Raw genomic sequence first — 15592 nt, 5'->3', positions numbered from 1 at the left:
CCCGCCATCCCTTACGCGCTGCGTCAGCAGCTACGCCCTCCACGGCGACAACTGCAAGGGAGTGAACAAATCCATGAACGCCCCCCATACACATAGCCCTACTGTAGCCGTTGCCGTGAGCGGCGGCGTGGACAGCCTGTGCGCAGTGGTCATGCTGCACAATGCGGGTTTTCGCGTATTGGCCCTGCACGGTCTTTTTTTACCAGACGGCCCAACTGTCGCCCCCGCAGGGCTGGCCGAAGCCTGCGCCGCGCTTGGGGTTCCTCTGCATGTAGCCGACCTGCGCGAGACCTTTCAGCGCGAAGTGCTGGCCCCCTTTGCCGCCGCCTATGCCCAGGGGCGCACCCCCAACCCCTGCGCCTACTGCAACCGGGCCATCAAGTTTGGCGTGCTGCTCGACACCGCCCTTGCTCTCGGTGCGGACAAGCTTGCCACCGGGCACTACGCCCGCCTTGTTCCCGCCCCAGACGCGCCAACAACTGTGGGCGAGGATGAAACTTCCAAAGCCTATCCCCTGCTTGCCGCCGCTGCGGATGCCGCCAAGGATCAGAGCTATTTTCTCAGCCTTGTGCCGCGTCAACGGTTGAGCCGCGCCCTGTTTCCGCTTTACGGGCAGAACAAGGAGCAGACCCGCGCCATTGTGGCGGCAGCAGGGCTGGCAGTTCCCCTGCCGTCCGAGAGCCAGGATATCTGTTTTGCCCCGCCCACAGCGCAGGCTGGCATGTCTGCCGCAGAAGCCTATCGCCCCTTTTTGGAGCGGCACTGGCAGGCAGCTGGCACCATCGCGCCTGGGCCGGGGCCAGTGCTCTTGCTGGACGCTGCGGGCAACAGGCGCGAAATTGCCCAGCACAAAGGCCTGTGGCGCTATACGGAGGGGCAGCGCAAGGGCCTTGGCATTGCATTTACGGAGCCGCTTTTTGTGCTGACCAAGGATAGCGCCACCAACACCCTTGTGGTCGGGCCGCGTGCTTTGCTGGGCATACGCACCTGCGTGACAGGGCCAGCAAATATCGCATTGCCGCCGCATCTTTGGCCTGACAGGTTGCTTGTACGGCTGCGGCATCGGCAGCGCCCCTGCCCGGCGAGCGTGCAGGTAGAGGATGCGTGTCTGCGCATTATGCTGGCTGAACCTCAGTTTCCCACGGCACCCGGTCAGGTGGCAGCGGTTTATGACGAAGAAGGCCGAGTGCTGGCTGCTGGCGTTGTGGAGGAGATGGCATAGGGCAAGAAGAAGAATTTCCCCATACGGTAGTGCGGGTGAGCCTGTCAGGCTGATTTACGCAAACCCGACTTTTACGGCCTAAATGCGTCAGCGCCGGGATTTTGATGCTCACGTACATGAGTACGCTGCGCTCAAAATCCCGGCGCTTCCTTTTCAGACCGCAAAAACCGTATTTTGCAAATTCGCCCAACACCAACCATCGCCTCCGCTACGCTCCGGCGAGTCTAAGGAAGGCGACTTCACGACCAGCTTTTGATGACGTGCCGAGTTCCAATCGTGCGTAGTTGGTCAATTCCCAACGCTGACCGCGACTGTTGGCTGAAACGGAGTTCGACTTAAACGAAAGCGGACTCTGGCATTAACGCGGCGCGGAGGGAGATCACCTGAACGAGTGCAGCGAGTGAAGGAAGCTCCCGCAGCTACAGCCGCGTTGCCCTCGCCACGCGAAGGGAATTGAAGATTCCTCTTTGGGGGTGCTTCGGGGGGGATGCAGGGGGGGCCGAGAAGGGGGCGCAGCCCCATAACCGGCCCCGCCTTGCCGCGCGCCGCGCAGGCGTCCCAAGCTTCGCCGGAGGGCGAAATGGTGTGCCCGGAGGGCGACAAATACTCGCAACACCACGCCGGGAAGGCGAAAACGCACGCCTCGCAGGCGTCCCAAGCTTCGCCGGAGGCTGAACCCTGTGCCCGAAGGGTAGCAATGCTACAAATATCCCCCACCAGCAACGACAAAAAACAGGCCTCAGCATCAGCCAAGGCCCGTTATAAAAGTTTTTGCGGGGATGGGGGTTTGGGGGCAGGGGCGCTTTTTTCAAAAAGCGCCCCTGCCCCCATCATTTTTTACCTACCCCATATCTGCCGTCAGAACCATCTGGCGCGCAGCGGCGGTTTCGTCCAGACGGCGCACGGGCAGATTGGTGGGCAGTTCCTGAAGAGACTGCGGATCAGCCTTGCCCGTAAGGATGATCTCCTTCAGGGCTTCAACGTAACCATCCAGGGTTTCCTTGCTTTCCGTTTCCGTGGGTTCGGCCATGAGGCACTCATGCACGATAAGCGGGAAGTAGATGGTGGGCGCGTGGATGCCGCGTTGCAACAGGGCCTTGGCGATATCCAGCGCACGCAGCCCCTCGGGTGCGGACGCCACAAATTCGTGCGCGCAGAAACGATCCTTGAAGGGAATCTCCAGCACGTTCTCAAGCTTTTTCTTGAGGTAGTTGGCGTTGAGCACCGCGTATTCAGATGCGCGGGTGAGTCCTTCGCCGCCGAGGCGAAGCATATAGGCCAGGGCTTTGATAACCACGCCAAAACTGCCGTAGAAGGGGCCGATGGGGCCGATGGTCTGCGGCAGATTGTAATCGAGGAAGAAACGGCCATCAGGGTGCTTTGCCACGCGCGGGGCGGGCATAAAGGGCAGCAGACGGTCAGTGACACCCACAGGGCCAGCGCCTGGGCCGCCGCCGCCGTGCGGGGTGGCAAGGGTTTTGTGCACGTTGAGGTGCACCACGTCAAAGCCCACATCGCCCATGCGCATCTTGCCCATGATGGCGTTCATGTTCGCGCCGTCATAGTACAGCAGGGCATCGACCTTGCGCAGTTCCGCCACGATGCGGGGCAGGTGCACTTCCATGAGGCCGAGGGTGTTGGGGCAGGTCATCATAAGGCCCGCCACATCTTCGCCGTGTTCGGCAATGGCCGCCACGATGGCTTCGGGATCCACCATGCCGTCGCGCGATTCGATATTGATGGTGTCAAATCCTGCAAGGGCGGCGGAGGCAGGGTTGGTGCCGTGGGCCGCATCGGGAATGAGCATCTTTTTACGGTTGCGTCCCTTGGCCTTATGGTAGGCGGCAATAAGCTTGACGCCGGTGAACTCGCCGTTGGCCCCGGCCATGGGCTGGAAGGTGAAGGCCTTCATGCCCGTGAGTTCGCAGAGCAGATTTTCGGCTTCATACAGGCATTGCAGCGCGCCCTGAGCGCAGTCGGCCCCGCCTTCAAGCTGGGCCATCATGGGGTGCAGGTGGGTAAAGCCCGGCAGCGCCGCCACGTATTCCATGAACTTGGGGTTGTACTTCATGGTGCAGGAGCCAAGGGGATAGAAATTGGCGTCCACGCTGTAGTTGAGCTGCGAGAGCTGGGTGAAGTGGCGCACCACGTCCAGTTCCGAGCATTCGGGCAGACGGGGAGCTTTTTTGCGCAGCAGGTCTGCGGGCAACATGGCCTCAGCCTTGGGGGCGTCGCTGTTCAGGCAGCAGGCAGTGCGCCCAGAAACGGATTTGGCGAAAATGGTTTTCACAACAGACCTCCCATGATTTCGGCCAGCTTGTCTATCTGGGTGCGGTTGTTGGCCTCGGTGCACGAGAGCAGCAGCACGTTTTCCATGCCGGGATAGTGCTTGCCCAGCGGATAGCCGGGCACGACGCCCTTGGGCGTCATGGCCTTGACCACTTCGGCAGCGGGCATGGGCAGGCGCAGGGCCACTTCCGAACCGTAAGGGGCGCTGTTGAGCAGTTCCACGCCCTTGAGGCCGGTAAGGCGTTCAACGGCGTAGCGGGCAAGCGCCATGTTGTTTTCGGCAACCCGGGTGAGGCCCTGCGGGCCAAGCAGGCTCATGTGGATGAGCGAGCGCAGGGCGCAGAGAGCCTGATTGGAGCAGATGTTGGAGGTAGCCTTGGCGCGGCGGATGTGCTGCTCGCGGGCTTGCAGGGTCAGCACGTAGCCGGTTTTGCCGTCCACATCGGTGGTGCGGCCCACAATGCGGCCGGGGAACTGACGGATGTGTTCCTTGCGGCAGGCCATGAGCCCGAGGTAGGGGCCACCGAACGAGAGGTTCATGCCAAGACTCTGGCCTTCGGCCACGGCCACGTCAGCCCCCATTTCACCAGGGGTTTTGAGCACAGACTGCATGACCGGATACACGGAGATGACGCCAAAGGCTTTGTTGGAACGGGCCTTGGCAAACAGGGCCGTGTAGTCCGCCACCGCGCCGAAAAAGTTGGGATTCTGCACGATAACGGCAGCGCAGGTAGCGTCGGTGGCAGCCATGAGGGCGTCCATATCGCTGCAACCATTCTGCTGGGGGACGGTCTTGATTTCCAGATCAAGGCTGGAAACATAGGCCTCCAGCATGGAGCGCCAGATGGGGTTGACGGCTTCGTCCACCACCAGCACGCGGCGGCGCGTGGAGCGCACGGCCATCATGGCGGCTTCAAAAATGGCGGTGCCGCCGTCATACACGGAGGCATTGCCGCAATCCATTTCCATCAGGCGGCTGACGGCGGTCTGGAATTCAAAAATGGCCTGCAGGGTGCCCTGCGAGCATTCTGCCTGGTAGGGCGTGTAGGCGGTGTAAAATTCGCTGCGGCCAGAGAGCGCGTCCACAGCCTTGGGGATGTCGTGATTATAAAAGCCCGCGCCGAGAAAGGACACATGACCGGGGCAGTTTTTGGCTGCCAGCTCTTCAAGGTGTCCGCAGACGGCGGCTTCGCTCTGCCCCTTGGGCAGATCAAAGCTCTGGGGGCGCATGCTGGATGGGATGTCGGAAAAAAGCTCATCCAGACTGCGCACGCCAACTACGGAGAGCATTTCATGCAACTCTTCCGGCGTATGAGGAATGTATGGCATACTAGCTCCTTGCCGCCGGACACGTTGTACCGCTTGTGCGACGGCAGCCGCTGTGAAAGGGACTCCGGCTGGAACCCGCCGTTGTACGACGCTGCTCCAGCCGGTGCGAAAGAAAAAATTTCAGGCTGTTACACACTCGGTGCAAAAGTTTGCCAGCGCGCAGGCAGCCCAAAATCATACAAGGGTAACTTGGTTAAACTGCGCTACCCATGTCACACGGCATGACGGATTAATGTTTCTCAGTGGCGCAATGAGCTTCGTAAGCCGCCGCGTCCAGCAGGCCGCCGGGCTTGTGGGCCAGCTTGACGCGCACAATCCAGCCTTCGCCAAAGGGATCGCTGTTGCAAAGCTCGGGGGTGTTTTCCAGAGCTTCGTTCACGGCCACAACTTCGCCCGTAACGGGAGAAATCAGGTCGCTTGCGGCCTTGACCGATTCCACAGAGCCGAATTCCTTATCTTCAGAAAGCTGATCGCCCACAGGGGGCAGTTCCACGTAGGTGATATCGCCAAGGGATTCCTGGGCAAAGCTGGTGATGCCGATGACGGCCTCGTCCCCTTCGATGCGGGTCCATTCGTGGCTGGTGCTGTACAGAATATCGGCGGGATTGGTAGCCATGTGCAAACTCCTGAAAAATTGGGTTCAATCGTTATAAAAATTACGCTGTTCTGCGGGATGTACCGTGCGATGCGGCCCCCCAGAGATCAACGACCGTATCAGGCCAGTTTTTTACGCGCGGTGCCTTCGGTGTAGAACGGCGCTTCAACCCGCGCGGCGGGCAGCTCCGTTCTGGCGGCGCGAACCACAAAATTTTCGGCCCCGGCATGCGCGGCCTTGACCCAGGCAAAGGCGATCACATAACCCAGCGAGGGCGCAAACGAACCGCTGGTCACGTGGCCCACTTCCGTGCCGTCAGCAAGGGCTATCACATCGCCATGGCGGGCGGCGCGGCGGCCGTCAATGCGCAGGGGCACCAGCACTTCGGCAATGTTCTGCGCGCCTTGGCGGCCCACATAATCGGCTGTGCTGGTCATCATGCGGCCCATGCCTGCCTCGGCGGGGCTGTGATTCTCGTCCAGATCGTGCCCATACAGGGGCAGACCAGCCTCAAGGCGCAGGGTATCGCGTGCGCCAAGGCCTATGGGCTTGACGCGTTCATCAGCCAGCAGGGCGCTCCAGAAAGCCTCGGTCACGGAGCTGTCAATGTACAGCTCATAGCCCAGCTCGCCGGTGTAGCCGGTGCGGCTCACCAGCAGGGGTGTACCCTGCCAGGTGGTTTCGCGAAAGCCGAAGTAGCCAAGATCATGAAAATTCTGACCCAGCAACGTTTCAAGCACGTCCAGGGATTCCGGCCCCTGAAGGTCGATCTTGCCGGTTTCGGCGGAAATGTCGGTCATCTTGACGCTTTGGGGCAGGCGAGCGCGCAGCACGGCAAAGTCGTTGGCGGCGCAGGCGGCGTTGACCACGGCCATAAAGGAATCAGGGCCGAAGCGGTAGATGATGCCATCATCCAGCACGCCGCCCTTTTCGTTGAGCAAAAAACCGTAGCGGCACTTGCCGGGGGCAAGGGTCTGGAGGTTATGGCTCACGGCCTTGCTCAGGGCTTCGTCCGCGCCGGTGCCTTCAATAAGAAACTCACCCATGTGGCAGATGTCAAAAAGGCCTGCATGCTGGCGGGAGTGCTGATGCTCGACAATAATACCCTCATACTGGATGGGCATGAGCCACCCGGCAAAGGGGGCCATTTTTGCGCCATGCGCCTCGTGCCAGGCAGTGAGGGGGGTACGCAGATCCGACATGGAATCTCCTTAAAGTTGGGCAAACAGCTTGCGCTGACGCTATAGAGGACGCGCCGGGGCGGCCCTGCAGCAGCAATACGCTGCGGCAGGCCGGACAAAGCACTGAAAATATCTATCAAAAAAATTACCAAGCCACCGTTTCGAGCGGCTTTGGACATGGTATCACTTCTGCCATGTGGACACAAGAACAGACCCGTGCGAGGCCAGCCGCGCGAGCAGGGCTGGCGGGGGTCAGCACCGCATCATTCCTGCGCTGGCAGACCGAAAAACCGGCGGGCATTGTCGCCGCAGGTACGCCAGAGTTCTTCGGGATTTTCTCCCCTCGCTTCGGCCATGGCCCGCACGGTAAACACCGTATAGGACGGTTCGTTGCGTTTGCCGCGCCACGGCAGAGGTGCAAGATAGGGGGCGTCGGTTTCCAGCAGCATACGGTCGGCGGGGATAAGGGCCACGGCCTCGCGCAGGGCCTCATTGGCCTTGTACGTGACAGGGCCGGGAATGGATATGTGCCAGCCGTTGCGCAAGATGCGCCGCGCAATTTCCGGCCCCTGTCCAAAACAGTGCCACAAGAGCGGATACCCGGCAAAGCCCTCGCCCTCCAGCGTCATGAGCGTTTCTTCTTCAGCATCGCGGCAGTGAATGACCACCGGACGCTCCACGGCGCGGGCAAGGGCAAGCTGATCGCGCAGAGCCTGATACTGGATTTCCTTCGGGCAATCAGGCCAGTAAAAATCCAGCCCTATTTCGCCCACGGCCTTGAGCCGGGGGTCAGCGGCAAAGGCCGCGCGCATGGTGGCAAGACGCTCCTGTGTACACTTCTGCCCATCGCAGGGGTGTACCCCCATAAGAAAAAAAACCTCGGGGTGAGCATCAAAATAAGCCCGGCGGGCATGATACTCTTCCGGTCCCAAAAAAACGTTGCCCACCTGGGCAATACCTGCCGCGCGGGCGCGTTCAAGCACGGCATCGCGATCCGCATCAAATTCCTGACCATCAAGGTGCGCGTGGCTGTCCACCCCGGCAAGGGGCAGGGCCAGAGTCAGGGGATCAATGCGGGCGGCTGATTTTTTCGACATGGTTTACCTCGCGGCCGATACATAGCAACGGGGGCAGGCGAAAGGCAAGTGGCAAGCCTCGGCAGTACCCCCTACACCCAGTCACCATTGCAATGCCCGGACAATGGGGCTATGCTTTTGGGGATTTGCCAGTTTTTACTGGTTTCCTATACTCTTTTCGGGGGAATCATGCATCTCCGCAAACGCATTCTTGTCACCGGCGGTTCCGGGTTTTTAGGTTCGCAACTGTGCGAACGCCTGCTCAACGAAGGGCACGAAGTGCTCTGCGTGGACAATTTCTTTTCCAGCGCCCGCGCCAACGTGGAAGCGCTCATGGATAACCGCAGGTTTGAGCTTATCCGCCACGACGTGACATTTCCCCTCTTTGTAGAGGTGGATGAAATTTATAATCTGGCCTGCCCGGCCTCGCCCATCCATTATCAGCATGACCCGGTGCAGACCATCAAGACCTGCGTTCACGGCGCCATCAATATGCTGGGGCTGGCCAAGCGGCTTGGCGCGCGCATTTATCAGGCGTCCACCAGTGAAGTGTACGGCGACCCCGAGATACATCCGCAGCAGGAAAGCTATTGGGGCCATGTGAACCCCAACGGCATCCGCTCCTGCTACGATGAAGGCAAACGCTGCGCCGAAGCACTGTTCTTTGCCTACTGGCGTCAAGGCGGTCTGCCCATCAAGGTGGGACGCATCTTCAATACCTACGGGCCCAAGATGCACCCCAACGATGGTCGCGTGGTCTCCAACTTCATCATTCAGGCGCTCAAGGGCGAACCCATCACCATTTACGGCGATGGCTCCCAGACCCGCTCCTTCTGCTATGTGGATGATCTTGTGGAATGCATGATCCGCTTCATGGCCTCGCCCGATGATTTTGTGGGCCCCATGAACATGGGCAACCCCGGCGAATTCACCATTCGCGAACTGGCGGAAAAGGTCGTGGAAATGATCGGCAGCAAATCCGTGATTTCTTACGAACCCCTGCCCTGCGACGACCCCAAGCAGCGCAAGCCCGACATCACCCTGGCCCGCGAAAAGCTTGGCTGGGAACCAAAGGTAGCCCTTGAAGAAGGCTTGGTTAAAACCATCGCCTACTTTGAAAAGCAGCTGAAAGACGGCCTGGCGTAGGTATTCCGGCAGTCATGTTCCTTTTTATCACGGCCATCGGCATATTGGCGGCAACAGCCGCCCTGTGCGCACTCTTGGCCGTGCGCCCGCCCTCAAAGGCAACCGGACGCGCGGCCAATGCGGCTGGCGTTATCGGGGCCTTTGCGGGCTGTTTTGTCGGCTTGTGCGCTCTTGCTTCCGGCCCCTGGGCCGGGCAGGAGAGCCTGCGCCTGCCTCTGGCCTTGCCCGTGGGTTCCTGCGCCCTGGGCATGGATGCCCTGAGCCGTCTTTTTTTGCTGCCAGTGTTTGGTCTGGGTTTTGTTTGCGCCGCCTCTGGCGGCATTGCCCTACGACATGAAGAACCAGCGCGCCACAACCTTGCGGCGCACTGGTTCTTTTTTCATATGCTCCTGATCGGCCTTGCCCTGGTGATGACCGCGCGCGATGCCGTGCTGTTCATGCTGGCGTGGGAAATCATGTCGCTGGCGCCCTTCTTTCTTATCGATTTCAATGACGGCGACAGCAAGGTGCGCGACGCCTCCTGGGTCTACCTTGTGGCTGCCCACCTGGGCGCTGTGGCCCTGATGGCCTTCTTTACCCTGCTCTGGCAGGTCACGGGCGACACCTCGCTTGACGCCCTCCAAGGCGGGGCTGTGCTTGCGCAGGTGCTTGAACAGGCGCAAGGCTATTCCGGCCCCGGCCTGCTCACGGTGCTGTTTGTGCTGGCCGTGGCCGGATTTGGAGCCAAGGCTGGGCTTGCCCCCCTGCACGTATGGCTGCCCGAGGCGCACCCTGCCGCGCCAAGCCATGTTTCGGCCCTGCTCTCCGGGGCCATGATCAATGCTGGATTTTACGGCATGATCCGTAGCGTGGGCATGTTGGCCCCTGCGGGCGCGGCACCTGAATGGTGGGGCTGGGCACTACTGTTGCTGGGCCTTGCCACGGGCCTCATGGGAATTTTAAAGGCCACGGCCCAAAGCAACCTCAAAAGGCTGCTCGCCTATTCCAGCGTGGAAAACATGGGCCTGATGGTCATGGGGCTGGGCGCCGGGCTTATCGGCCAGAGCTGCGGCAATGCGTGGATTGCTGTTCTGGGATTTTCCGGCGCGCTGCTGCACATGCTCAACCACTCTGCATTCAAGGGGCTGCTCTTCCTGTGCGCAGGCGAAGTGCTGCACGCCACAGGAACCGTGCGCATGCAGCATCTGGGCGGGCTTCAAAAACGTCTGCCCCTGCTTGGCGCGGCCTTTGCCATAGGCGCAGCGGCCATTGCCTGCCTGCCGCCTTTTAACGGATTTGCGGGCGAACTCGTGATGGGCCTTTCCCTGCTGGACGGCCCCGCGCTTTTTGGCGTGGAACGACAGGTGGGCCTGCTGCTTGCCCTGGCGGGTCTTGCCTGCATCAGCGGTCTTGCGGCAGCCCTGTACGCCAAGGCCTACGGCATCGCCTTTCTGGGCGAGCCGCGTTCCGGCTTTGCCGCCAGTGTGCACCCGCTTTCCTGGCGCACGCTCTGGCCCCTGGCCCTGCCCGCCGCCGTGTGTCTGGCTGGCGGTCTGGCTGCCCCCTGTTTTTTTGATCTGGCAGCAGGTGCGGCGCAAAGCGCTCTGCCCTTGCCTCCGGCATTTCAGCAGGCTGGTTTGGCTGGCTTGACACAGGCGCATACAAGCCTTGCAGCTGTGGCAAAAATCGGCGGAGCCGGCCTTGGACTGACCCTGATTATCCTTTTTGTTCGGCGCTGCCTGCTTAAAAAACGCGCTGTAGAATCCATGCCCACCTGGGGCTGCGGCTTTCAGGGCGGCTCTGCCCGCATCCAGTATACGGACGCGGCTTTCTCCGAACCCACGGCAAAAATATTTGCTCCGGTCATGGGCCTCAAGACACGCCTGCAACTGGATGACGGTCTGTTCCCCACGGGCGGGCAGCTGAGTGTCACCGCGCCCGATCGCTTGCGCAGCGGCCTGTTTACACCGCTGTTTACGGCGGTGGAAAACCTGTGCAATGCCTGCAAGGTTATCCAGCACGGCAAAATCCACCTGTATATTCTGTATATTCTCGCTACGCTGGTGGCGCTGCTCGTGTGGGGGCTGCACTCATGAAAGCCGAGCTTGCAGTCTATCTTGCGCAGTTTGCCCTGTCCCTGATTCTGGCCCCCCTGCTGCCCGGCATCATCAACCGGGTCAAGGCCAAATTTGCCGGACGCCACGGTAAGCCCGTGCTACAAACCTACTATGACATCGCCAAACTGCTGCGCAAGGGCGAGGTGATCAGCCGCACATCCACATGGATATTTGCCGCCGCCCCCTCCATATCCCTGGCAGGCGCAATCTGCGCGCTGGCCCTGCTGCCCCTTGGCGGCGCGGTTTCGCCCCTGGCCTTTGCTGGCGACTTTGTGCTGGCCGCCTATCTGCTGGGCATGGGGCGCTTTGCCGTCATGCTGGGCGCGCTGGATACCGGCTCGGCATTTGAAGGCATGGGAGCGAGCCGCGAGGCCACATTCTCCGCCCTTGCGGAACCCGTTCTTTTTCTGGCGCTCATGGTGCTCACCAGCCTGTGCCTCGGTCTTGGGCACGGCACCGAAACAGCATTCAGCCTCTCCACCATGTTTGGCGGGCAGACTGCCGGGGCATGGCTGACAGGCAAGGGCGAGCTGCTGCTCCTGCCCGTGATCTTTTTTGTGCTGCTGCTGGTGGAAAACTGCCGTATCCCGGTGGACGACCCCAACACGCACCTTGAACTGACCATGATCCACGAGGTCATGGTGCTTGACCATTCCGGCCCCAATCTGGCCCTGATACTTTACGGTGCTGCCCTCAAGCTGTGGTTTTTCGCCGCGCTCATTGCGGGCCTCATCACTCCCGCGCTGCCCTTGTGGGAGCAACTGGGGGTGCGTCTTGGCATTGTACTGCTGCTGGCCGTGGTTGTGGGCATTGTGGAATCCATCATGGCCCGCCTGCGCATGGAGCGCGTGCCCTATCTGCTGGGCGCAGCAGCGGGCATGGGCATGCTCACGCTTATTCTGACCCAGGCGAGGTTGCCATGACCACGCTTTTACAGTCCTGCCTTTTCCTTCTGGTATTAAGCAATTTTCTGCTGCTTGGAACGCGCCGCGTTGCGGGTATGACGCGCCTGACCGCCTTTCAGGGCGTTTTGCTGGCAGCCCTGCTGCTGAGCCTTGATCACGCCCTGCTGGCCGGGGCTGTGTTGCTGATCAAGGGCGCGCTGCTGCCCGGTTTGCTGTGGCGCACCCAAAAACGGCTGCCCGCCGATGCCCTGATCTGCCCGGCCCGCCGCGTGGGCTTCGGCGTGCTGGCTGGCATGGCCGGCCTCGTGTTTTCCATCTGGCTGGACGGCAAGCTGGTCATGCCGCTGGGCCTTTATCCGCCCCTGCTGCTGCCAACAGGGCTGACAACGCTGTTTTGCGGCTTTATCCTCATCGTGGGGCGCATCAAGGCCATCACACAGGTCATCGGCTATCTGGTGGCGGAAAACGGCATTTTTCTGCTGGGCGTGCCGCTCATGACAGGCGGCACGGTGTGGTTTGAGCTGGCCCTTCTGCTGGACGTTTTCGTGGCCGTGTTTGTTATGGGCATAGCCATCAACCATATCAGCGATTCCTTCGCCTCCATTGACGTGGCGCGGTTCCGCAGCCTCAGGGATTAGGACGAGCGCATGCTGACAGCACTTCTTTTCATCCCCCTGTGCGCAGGCTGCATCATGCTGCTCTGGGGCCGCGCCGTCATCTGCCGACTCGGCCTGCCGCTCACGGCACTGGCGCACACAGCCCTTGCCGCCGCGATTGCCGTCAAGGTCGCGCGCGGAGAAGCCCCTTCAGAGCTTGGCGGGCTGCTGGCCCCGGACGCGCTGGGCGTGCTGTTTCTGATGTTGGCGAGCCTGCTGTTTCTTACCGCGTCGTTCTATGCCGTGCATTACCTGCGGGAAGAAGAACGCATCGGCGAACACACCAACATTCTGGATCACGGGCGCTTCACCAATGCGCCAGAGCGCCGCTTCACAGCCTGTCTGTGCTTTTTTCTCGGGGCCATGACGCTTGTGACCATCACGCCGCACATGGGCGCGCAGTGGGTGGGCATTGAGGCGACCACGCTTTCAAGCGCCCAGCTCATTTATTTTCACCGTCACAAGAGTTCGCTGGAAGCCACCTGGAAGTACCTGATCATATGCTCTGTGGGCATTGCCCTGGCCCTGCTGGGCAACATATTGCTCGCCGTGTCGTTTCACGGTGCGGAAGGCGCCACTGGCGCAGCTGACGGCATGGATCAGGTGGGCTGGTTTGTGCGTAATGCGGGCCTTGCCGAACCCACGTGGCTCAAGGCGGCCTTTGTTTTTCTGCTGGTGGGCTACGGCACCAAGATGGGCCTCGCCCCTCTGCACAACTGGTTGCCCGATGCCCACAGTCAGGCTCCTTCGCTGGTTTCGGCCCTGCTTTCTGGCGCATTGCTCAACTGCGCCATGCTGGGCATGCTGCGCGGGCACCAGATCATGCTGGCTGCGGGGCTTGGCGGGCTTTCGGGCGGCATGCTCATGTTTTTCGGCATTCTTTCGCTCATGACAGCCGCCATCTTTATTGTGGGGCAAGGCCACTACAAGCGCATGCTGGCCTATTCCAGCGTTGAGCACATGGGCATTCTGGCTCTGGGCATAGGCGTGGGCGGTGTGGCTGTGCCCGGCGCAATGCTGCATGCGGTCTGCCATTCACTCACAAAATGCATGCTCTTTCTGCTTTCTGGCAACATCCTTGCCCGCTACCACACCTATTCCAGCTACGACGTACACGGCATGCGCTGGACCATGCCCGCCACGGCGGCACTGTGGACAGCAGGATTTCTGGCTGTAGCCGGATCGCCGCCCTTTGGGCTTTTTGTCAGCGAGCTGCTCATCTTCAAGGGCATGCTGGCAGCAGACCTGCCCTGGCTTTCCGCCGGGTATCTGGTGCTGCTGGCCATAATATTTGTCGGGCTTTCCGTGTCGGTGCTGCGCATGGTGCAGGGCAACCGCCCCGTGGATCTGCCGCCCGCAAACACCGAGCCAGTGCTGAGCGTCCTGCCGCCGCTGGTGCTGGGGCTGACCGTGCTGACTCTGGGCCTGTGGATTCCTGACTGGCTGTGGAATTTTCTTAACCGCGCCGCTGCGCTCATAGGCGCGTAAGCGCCAAAGGCTGATGCCAAAACCCACCGGGTTTTGCGCTGCCAACGGTGAGAGGGCCGATGCTATTCGATTACCGCGATACCGTGCCGCTGTCGGGCATGCCCCCTGTTTCTGTTGAAGAACTGGGAGCTTTTGTGCGCCGCTACATTGCCGAAGGCTGGCGTCTGCTGGCCCTGTTCGGCCTGCCGGAATCTTCGGACGAAAACGCCCCTGCGGGATTGTGCTGCGTACTGGCTCAGGACAGTTCGCACTATCTGGCCGCCATGCGCACCGCCCCCTTGCAATTTTATGCTTCCATGACGCCCGCCACGCCTCAGACGCATCTGTTTGAACGCGAGATATTTGAACAATGGGGCATACGACCCGAGGGCCATCCCTGGCTCAAAAGTGTGCGCCGCATCCCGGACGCCGCCGAAGCCAATGCCAGAACGCAGGCCGAAGGCGGCTCGCTTGCCGCAGCGCCCGGACAGGCTGCCCAGCCCTATCCCTTCTACAGGGTTGAAGGCGAAGAAATTCATGAGGTTGCCGTTGGCCCCGTACATGCCGGGGTTATTGAGCCGGGGCATTTCCGCTTTCAGTGTCATGGCGAAAATGTGCTGAACCTTGAAATTGCCTTGGGCTATCAACACCGTGGGCTTGAGCGTATGCTTGTGCGCGGCCCTCTTGCCCGCTGTCTGCCCCTGCTGGAATGCGCCGCAGGCGATACAACCATAGGCCATGCCACGGCCCATTGCGTACTGCTTGAGCGCCTTGCGGGCTGCGTGGTCGGCCCGCGCGCTCACCGTCTGCGGCGGGTGGGCCTTGAGCTTGAGCGACTTGCCAACCACACGGGCGACCTTGGGGCCATTGCCGGGGATACGGGCTTTTTGCCGACTGCTTCATGGAATGGCCGCATTCGCGGTGATTTTCTCAACACCACAGCCTGTCTGTGCGGCAATCGGTTTGGCCGGGGGCTGCTGCGCCCCGGCGGCACGGCCTATGATCTTGACGCTGAAGGCTGCGCAGACATGCTCGCACGCATCAAGGCGGCAGGGCGCGATGTGCGCGGCGCTGTGGACGTGATGCTGCACACCGAAAGCGTGCTTGAACGCCTCACGGGCACGGGCTACGTCAGCAGGGAAACTGCCCAGAATCTCGGATTGGTGGGCATGGCCGCGCGATCCTGCGGACTCAAAATTGACGCGCGTTTCCACTTTCCCCTTGCCGACCTGCCCACCAGGGACTGCGCGCCGCGTGTTGAAAACACGGGTGATGTTCTGGCCCGCACCCTCGTACGCAGCAAGGAGATTGACGATTCCCTGCGCCTGCTTGAGGCGGACCTTTCCACCCTCGCCAACCTGCCCCCCCTTGCGGAACGGCCAGACGCAGAGGCCCTTGCGTCCCTTCCGCCCGATACCCTCGCAGTATCGCAGGTTGAGGGCTGGCGCGGCGAAATCTGCCACGTGGCTGTTACCGGGCCTGACGGTAGATTTTTGACCTACAAGGCCATCGATCCTTCGTTCCACAATTGGTCAGGCCTTGCCATGGCCCTGCGCGGCAACCAGATTTCCGACTTCCCGCTCTGCAACAAGAGTTTCAACCTCTCGTACTGCGGACACGATCTGTGAGG

The 15592-nt window shown here is 61.1% G+C and carries 12 protein-coding genes; 7 read left to right on the top strand and 5 right to left on the bottom strand.

What is annotated here, in order from left to right; genetic code table 11:
• Positions 1-73: 73 nt before the first annotated feature.
• A complete protein-coding gene (locus tag JMF94_RS09710; RefSeq protein ID WP_240824902.1) occupies positions 74-1222 on the top strand; it encodes a tRNA-specific 2-thiouridylase in 1149 nt (382 codons plus the stop codon).
• An 841-nt stretch (positions 1223-2063) separates the two neighbouring features.
• Here the strand turns inward: JMF94_RS09710 and gcvPB are convergent.
• The 5 genes from gcvPB to JMF94_RS09685 all read right to left on the bottom strand — a co-directional run bounded on the left by gcvPB (position 2064) and on the right by JMF94_RS09685 (position 7713).
• The gene (gene gcvPB / locus JMF94_RS09705) at positions 2064-3512 is read right to left on the bottom strand and encodes an aminomethyl-transferring glycine dehydrogenase subunit GcvPB (protein ID WP_240824901.1); all 1449 of its coding nucleotides are present in this window, start codon (positions 3510-3512) and stop codon (positions 2064-2066) included.
• Entirely contained in the window at positions 3509-4840 is a 1332-nt protein-coding gene (gcvPA, locus tag JMF94_RS09700) for an aminomethyl-transferring glycine dehydrogenase subunit GcvPA (RefSeq protein WP_240824900.1), read from the bottom strand. Before gcvPA ends, gcvPB begins: the two co-directional genes overlap by 4 nt.
• Positions 4841-5069: 229 nt before the next feature.
• Positions 5070-5456 carry a glycine cleavage system protein GcvH gene (gene gcvH, locus JMF94_RS09695; protein WP_240824899.1) on the bottom strand — a complete coding sequence of 129 codons (387 nt, stop codon included), beginning with the start codon at positions 5454-5456 and terminating at the stop codon, positions 5070-5072.
• Positions 5457-5554: 98 nt separating this feature from the next.
• Complete coding sequence (gcvT, locus tag JMF94_RS09690; RefSeq protein ID WP_240824898.1) at positions 5555-6637, bottom strand: glycine cleavage system aminomethyltransferase GcvT; 1083 nt, start codon at positions 6635-6637, stop codon at positions 5555-5557.
• Between the two features lie 242 nt (positions 6638-6879).
• Positions 6880-7713 carry a TatD family hydrolase gene (locus tag JMF94_RS09685; RefSeq protein WP_240824897.1) on the bottom strand — a complete coding sequence of 278 codons (834 nt, stop codon included), beginning with the start codon at positions 7711-7713 and terminating at the stop codon, positions 6880-6882.
• 168 nt (positions 7714-7881) lie between these two features.
• On the opposite strand from JMF94_RS09685, the gene JMF94_RS09680 reads away from it, so the two are divergent.
• Genes JMF94_RS09680 through JMF94_RS09655 form a run of 6 tightly spaced genes read left to right on the top strand, consistent with a single transcriptional unit; the run spans position 7882 to position 15590 of the window.
• Positions 7882-8838: a UDP-glucuronic acid decarboxylase family protein gene (locus tag JMF94_RS09680; RefSeq protein ID WP_240824896.1), complete on the top strand. Its 957-nt coding sequence runs from the start codon at positions 7882-7884 to the stop codon at positions 8836-8838.
• Positions 8839-8852: 14 nt separating this feature from the next.
• The gene (locus JMF94_RS09675; protein ID WP_240824895.1) at positions 8853-10913 is read left to right on the top strand and encodes a proton-conducting transporter membrane subunit; all 2061 of its coding nucleotides are present in this window, start codon (positions 8853-8855) and stop codon (positions 10911-10913) included.
• Complete coding sequence (locus JMF94_RS09670; protein ID WP_240824894.1) at positions 10910-11857, top strand: NADH-quinone oxidoreductase subunit H; 948 nt, start codon at positions 10910-10912, stop codon at positions 11855-11857. The genes JMF94_RS09675 and JMF94_RS09670 overlap by 4 nt, the downstream gene beginning before the upstream one ends.
• Entirely contained in the window at positions 11854-12477 is a 624-nt protein-coding gene (locus tag JMF94_RS09665) for a hydrogenase-4 component E (RefSeq protein ID WP_240824893.1), read from the top strand. Before JMF94_RS09670 ends, JMF94_RS09665 begins: the two co-directional genes overlap by 4 nt.
• A 9-nt stretch (positions 12478-12486) precedes the next feature.
• Positions 12487-13983 carry a proton-conducting transporter membrane subunit gene (locus JMF94_RS09660; protein WP_240824892.1) on the top strand — a complete coding sequence of 499 codons (1497 nt, stop codon included), beginning with the start codon at positions 12487-12489 and terminating at the stop codon, positions 13981-13983.
• Positions 13984-14042: 59 nt separating this feature from the next.
• Positions 14043-15590 carry a hydrogenase gene (locus JMF94_RS09655; RefSeq protein ID WP_240824891.1) on the top strand — a complete coding sequence of 516 codons (1548 nt, stop codon included), beginning with the start codon at positions 14043-14045 and terminating at the stop codon, positions 15588-15590.
• Positions 15591-15592: the final 2 nt, after the last annotated feature.

The sequence above is a fragment of the Desulfovibrio sp. UIB00 genome, assembly GCF_022508225.1.
Taxonomy (GTDB): Bacteria; Desulfobacterota; Desulfovibrionia; order Desulfovibrionales; family Desulfovibrionaceae; genus Desulfovibrio.
The sequence above is the reverse complement of the archived record's forward strand: the minus strand, read 5'-3'. Positions and strand labels throughout refer to the sequence as shown.

Excerpts from the sequence above, each read along its gene's own strand:
- JMF94_RS09710 (WP_240824902.1), top strand. The coding sequence starts at position 74 with ATGAACGCCCCCCATACACATAGCCCTACTGTAGCCGTTGCCGTGAGC.
- gcvPA (WP_240824900.1), bottom strand. The coding sequence starts at position 4,840 with ATGCCATACATTCCTCATACGCCGGAAGAGTTGCATGAAATGCTCTCC.
- gcvH (WP_240824899.1), bottom strand. The coding sequence starts at position 5,456 with ATGGCTACCAATCCCGCCGATATTCTGTACAGCACCAGCCACGAATGG.
- gcvT (WP_240824898.1), bottom strand. The coding sequence starts at position 6,637 with ATGTCGGATCTGCGTACCCCCCTCACTGCCTGGCACGAGGCGCATGGC.
- JMF94_RS09685 (WP_240824897.1), bottom strand. The coding sequence starts at position 7,713 with ATGTCGAAAAAATCAGCCGCCCGCATTGATCCCCTGACTCTGGCCCTG.
- JMF94_RS09680 (WP_240824896.1), top strand. The coding sequence starts at position 7,882 with ATGCATCTCCGCAAACGCATTCTTGTCACCGGCGGTTCCGGGTTTTTA.
- JMF94_RS09675 (WP_240824895.1), top strand. The coding sequence starts at position 8,853 with ATGTTCCTTTTTATCACGGCCATCGGCATATTGGCGGCAACAGCCGCC.
- JMF94_RS09670 (WP_240824894.1), top strand. The coding sequence starts at position 10,910 with ATGAAAGCCGAGCTTGCAGTCTATCTTGCGCAGTTTGCCCTGTCCCTG.
- JMF94_RS09665 (WP_240824893.1), top strand. The coding sequence starts at position 11,854 with ATGACCACGCTTTTACAGTCCTGCCTTTTCCTTCTGGTATTAAGCAAT.
- JMF94_RS09660 (WP_240824892.1), top strand. The coding sequence starts at position 12,487 with ATGCTGACAGCACTTCTTTTCATCCCCCTGTGCGCAGGCTGCATCATG.
- JMF94_RS09655 (WP_240824891.1), top strand. The coding sequence starts at position 14,043 with ATGCTATTCGATTACCGCGATACCGTGCCGCTGTCGGGCATGCCCCCT.